Origin of the sequence: Bacteroides cellulosilyticus DSM 14838 (genome assembly GCF_000158035.1) — a bacterium.
Lineage (GTDB): Bacteria > Bacteroidota > Bacteroidia > Bacteroidales > Bacteroidaceae > Bacteroides > Bacteroides cellulosilyticus.
Window position 1 is genome coordinate 660,667 of the sequence record NZ_EQ973492.1, and the last position, 5,311, is coordinate 665,977.

The 5,311-nt window shown below is 42.2% G+C and carries 2 protein-coding genes; one reads left to right on the forward strand and one right to left on the reverse strand.

Annotated elements, in window-relative coordinates; translation table 11 throughout:
* Positions 1-44 precede the first annotated feature (44 nt).
* Entirely contained in the window at positions 45-983 is a 939-nt protein-coding gene (locus BACCELL_RS20810; RefSeq protein WP_007214035.1) for a ribose-phosphate pyrophosphokinase, read from the reverse strand.
* Positions 984-1,173: 190 nt separating this feature from the next.
* Here BACCELL_RS20810 and BACCELL_RS20815 point away from each other — a divergent pair.
* The coding region (locus BACCELL_RS20815) for a DUF5113 domain-containing protein (RefSeq protein ID WP_007214036.1) at positions 1,174-5,311 on the forward strand (4,138 nt) is incomplete at its 3' end.

A 5,311-nucleotide genomic window follows, 5' to 3' on the forward strand; every position in this document is an offset into this window, starting at 1 on the left:
ATTTTTAATTATTAATTTTTATTATCTAAATTGCCAAAGGCAATTTAGATAATGTATTGTGAACTGATAGACTCATTATTCACCACTCTCTTAATGGTTTCTGCAAACATATCAGCAATACTAAGTTGTTTCACTTTCGCGCATTTCTTAGAGTAGGGGATACTATCGGTAAATACGATTTCGGTCAGACTGGATTCCTGTACACGGAAAGACGCCGGGTCGGACATAACACAGTGGCTTGCAATAGCGCGTACTGATTTAGCACCGGCATCCAACATAATGTTAGCTGCTTTGGTGATAGTACCGGCTGTATCTACGATGTCATCTACCAATACTACATTTTTATCGGTTACATCACCGATAATCTGCATGGATGCAACTTCGTTTGCTTTCTCACGTGATTTGTTGCACAATACCAGGGGAACTCCCAAATACTTTGAGAATGTGCTGGCACGTTTGGAACCACCCACATCCGGCGTAGCGATTACAAGATCTTTCAATTTCAAGGACTCAATATAGGGGAGGAACACTGCCGAAGCATACAAGTGATCTACCGGAATGTTGAAGAAACCTTGGATTTGATCAGCATGGAGATCCATCGTAATCAAACGATCGATACCTGCTACTGAAAGTAAATCGGCTACTAACTTTGCGCCGATAGAAACGCGAGGTTTGTCTTTTCTGTCCTGTCGTGCCCAACCGAAATATGGAATGACTGCAACAACGCTTTTAGCAGACGCTCTTTTAGCTGCGTCGATCATCAGCAGAAGTTCCATTAAATTGTCGGAATTAGGGAAGGTGGATTGAACCAGGAATACATGTGCGCCACGAATTGACTCTTCATAGGAAACAGCAAACTCACCATCAGCAAAGTGGGTGATGTTCATCTTTCCCAGAGGGCAATCAAGGCTTGCGCAGATTTTCTCTGCAAGGTATCTCGAGTTAGTTCCGGAGAATACCATTACGGGTGCTTTTTCGCTCATTTTGTAATAGATGTTACCTATTTGTTTAATACGGCTGCAAAGTTATGAATTTCCCGCTACATTCTACAAGACTTATTGTAGAAAAATCTTTTTTCTTTCCCGGATTTATTTGTAGCTTTGCTAAGTGAAACGGTTTCCTCATATACGATTGGTGGGCTTACTGTGTTTTTGCATAGTAATGATTTCTTGTATGGGTACTGCTCCCACCAAGGAAGTACATCTTATCGATTCGCTCAACCAAGTGGCTTATTCTTATCGGTATAAAGACCTGGACTCTTCTTGTCATGCTGCCACGCAAGCTTATGGAAAAGTAAATCTGTATAGTCAAGGGAAAGCGGAAGCATCCAATAATCTGGGTTTTTGTGCTTTTATGCGCATGGATTTTGAGAAAGCGGAGAAGTTTCATAAGGATGTGTACAGTCTCACGAAAAATGAACTGGAACTGCTGGTTGCCGATATCGGATTGATGAAAATCTATCAGCGGACGGCCATGAACAAAGAATTTTATGACTATCGGAACAGTGCCCTCCGCCGCATGAAACGAATAGATGAAGATAACAAGCTTTTCGTAGATAAGCACGAACGGTTGAGACTGAACTATGCACGCTCCGAATTTTATATCGTTTCCGCAGTTTATTACTACTATCTGCAACAACGTCCGGAAGCGGTGGCTTCCATCAACGAAATATATCCGCAGGAAGAACTTGTAGCGGATACGAACCAGTTACTGTATTATCATTATATAAAAGGATCGGCAGCACTTTGTGATGGTGAAACGGCGGATGAACGTCGTTTGCGTGAATTCGACGAACTGTATACAACTTGGAAAATGGCATCTCGCGGAGGATACTTGTATTTTGAAGGTAATGGAGTACAGGGGCTTGCTAACCTGATGGCATCTCCCGATAATTATGACTTTTTCCAGGTTAGGCGTTCTCATGCATTGAAACAGTTTGATGTTCCCGTGGATTCTTTGTTGCCCATGCGTTTAGGACAATTGGCTTTGAAGAAATTCAAGCAATATAATGATGTGTACCAAATTGCCGGTGCCTATGTTTCTATTGGTAAATATTTGAATGCGCATGATAACTACGCCGAAGCATTGGATACATTGACGCTTGCCTTGGAGTGCGTGAACAGTCATCATCGCCGTTTTTATGATTGCCACGATAGCTTGGATTGGTTGAAAACCTATGATATACGGGATACCATTTCTTCAGAAAAAGCATGGATAGAGCGTAAGTTACGAACCGTTCCGGAATGGATTTCACGTATTCGCGAACAACTGAGTGTTACGTATGCCGGACTGGAAATGAAGCAACACTCCGATTATAATCGCAATATTTATCTGGATATTCTGGAAGATACCCGCCAGGATAAGGAGTTGGAAAGCCGTTATCAGGCTTTGGAAAGTGAAGCCCGACAGCTTAATATTTTACTCTTCTTCGTGATTGTCGGTTTTATACTGGTGGTTTTATTTTTTTGGATATTCAATAAGCGGTCTAAAGAACGTAATCATGTCCATTTGCACCGTTTAAGGCAGATGTTGGACATTTGTCAGAAAATAACCGCTTCTATTCCCACGGATGCGCAGACGGAAGAAGAGATTGTAGATGCCATTCTTTCTGCTGTGCAGACAGATATAGAGGAACTTTTCAATGTAAAAGACATTCGAATAGAAGATGGGCAGTTGGTATTACCCAAACGTCTTACGAAGGATGAGAAAGCAATACTACATGTGATTGCTCCTTATATTACATGGGCGCTTGATAATGGCATGACTTCCATTTCGCTGGGTGACGAACGCCGCCGGCTGGAGAAAGAACGGTACGTGTACGAACAGCATATTGCCGGAAATAAACGTCAGAATCTTATAAAGAAAGCGTGTATGGCCATTGTGAACGGTATTCATCCGTACATAGACCGTATTATTAATGAAGTGCATAAACTGACGGAAAAGGGTTTTATCCATGACGAACACATCAAAGCTGAGAAGTATCAATATATGGACGAATTGGTGACAACCATCAATGAATACAATGATATCCTTGCTTTATGGATTAAAATGAAACAAGGTAGCCTGAGCTTGAATATAGAAACATTCGGGTTGAACGAGCTTTTCGATCTGATACGGAAAGGAAGCCGTGCTTTCGAAATGAAACAGCAACAACTGGAAGTGACACCAACGGATACCTATGTGAAAGCTGACAAGGCGTTGACGCTGTTTATGATAAACACGCTTGCAGAAAATGCCCGTAAATATACTCCAAAGGGAGGCAAGGTAAAAGTCTATGCAAATCCGACAGAAGAATATGTGGAAATCTCAGTAGAAGATACCGGTTATGGTCTTTCTGAAGAAGATGTAACGCGTATTGTCGGTGAGAAATTGTATAATTCGCAGGAAATAGGCATATTGGATGCTGCCGACCGGGAAGAACTGCTGAAAAACAAAGGGAGCGGCTTCGGCCTGATGAATTGTAAAGGTATCATTGAGAAATACCGGAAGACGAACGAAGTATTCAGAGTCTGTTTATTCAATGTAGAAAGTACTTTAGGGAAGGGCAGCCGTTTTTATTTCCGTTTGCCTACAGGAGTGCGTAAAACTTTGATGGTATTTCTGTGCATATTCTTTTCTATAGGCATGAGTTCGTGCAATAAAGCAGTGGAGGAAGCGGTGATGCAACCGGATGAAATCTATGCGCAAACGGCTCAGGATTCTTTGTCATTAGCTGCGGAAAATGAGTTTGAAGCCCTGTTGAATGAGGCGTCAGACTATGCTAATGATGCCTATTATAGTAATGTGGAAGGAAATTTTGAACAGGCTTTGGAATATGTAGACTCTGCCATGTCTTGCCTGAATGCGCATTATAAAAGGTATGCCCAAGAACCGCAGCGCTATATGTCATTGAGAGGAGAAGGGGAACCGGGGGAATTATCCTGGTGGAATGATCTTTTCAATTCAGACTTTCATGTCATTCTGGATATCCGGAATGAGGCGGCTGTCGCTTTTCTTGCGTTGAAACAATGGGATGCATACAGTTATAATAATGCCGCTTATACGACTTTGTACAAATTGCTGGGTGAGGATCAGTCTTTGGAGGAATATTGTCGTCAACTGGAACGTTCCACCAATAATAAGATGGTGGGGGTTATCCTGTTTATCGGACTTATAGCTATGTTGCTCTTGGGATATTACATCCTGTATATTCGTAAACGTCTTGTAAACCGTTGGAATCTGGAACAGGTTTTGGAAATCAATAGACAGATATTTGCTGCCTCCCTGATACAAGTTCCCGAAACAGAAGAGGCATTGCAACGGGAAGAAGATACCCTGAAAGCTATTCCTCAACGTATCGTTGACGAAGGCTTTGATGCCGTAAATGAGTTGCTAAGTATTGATCGGTTGGGAATCGCCGTTTATAATGAAACGACACATCAACTGGAATATGCGTCAAATTCTATAGAAAATGACTTGTCCTCTGCGGGAGATAATGGAACATCTACGGCAGAAGATGAACTTTGGAAGGAAGTAGTTCAACGCTGTTTTGAACAACATACTCAACTGTCCGCACCAGGATTTGAAGCTTTGCCTTTGGTGGTGGATGCTGCGGGTGATTCGCGCTGTGTGGGTGTGTTATATCTTGAACGGCAGGAGAGCGTCGATCAGGAGACGGCTCATCTATTGCTGGAATTGATTGCGCGGTATATAGCGATTGTGGTCTTCAATGCAGTAGTGAAACTGGCAACAAAATACCGCGACATCGAAGCTGCGCATGAAGAAGCACACCGGGCGTCATGGGAGGACGGTATGTTGCATGTGCAGAATATGGTGCTTGATAATTGTCTTTCCACCATCAAGCACGAGACAATTTATTATCCGAATAAGATCAAGCAACTCATTGGTAAACTCCGTTCAGGTATTCTCTCAGAAACGGAAGAAAAAGAGACGGTTTCAGCTATCAGCGAATTGATAGAATATTATAAAGGTATATTTACCATATTGAGTTCGTGCGCATCGCGACAGTTGGAAGAAGTTACGTTCCGTCGCGGGATAATTTCCGTATCGGAGTTGTTTGCTCTGGCAGAAAAGTATTTCCGTAAAGCAAATAAGGGAAAAGGGGTTGCTGTATCTTTCTCTACAAGAGCTATCGATGAAAGAGTGGTCGGAGATTTTATCCAACTTCGTTTCTTATTGGAGAATCTGATAGACGAAGCCTTGTCTGTTTCTCTGGATGGAGAAATACATTTGGCTGCAGCAGTAGACGGAGAATATATTCGTTTCCTTTTCACTGATATGCGAAGGACGAAAACCCGTGAGGAATTAAATC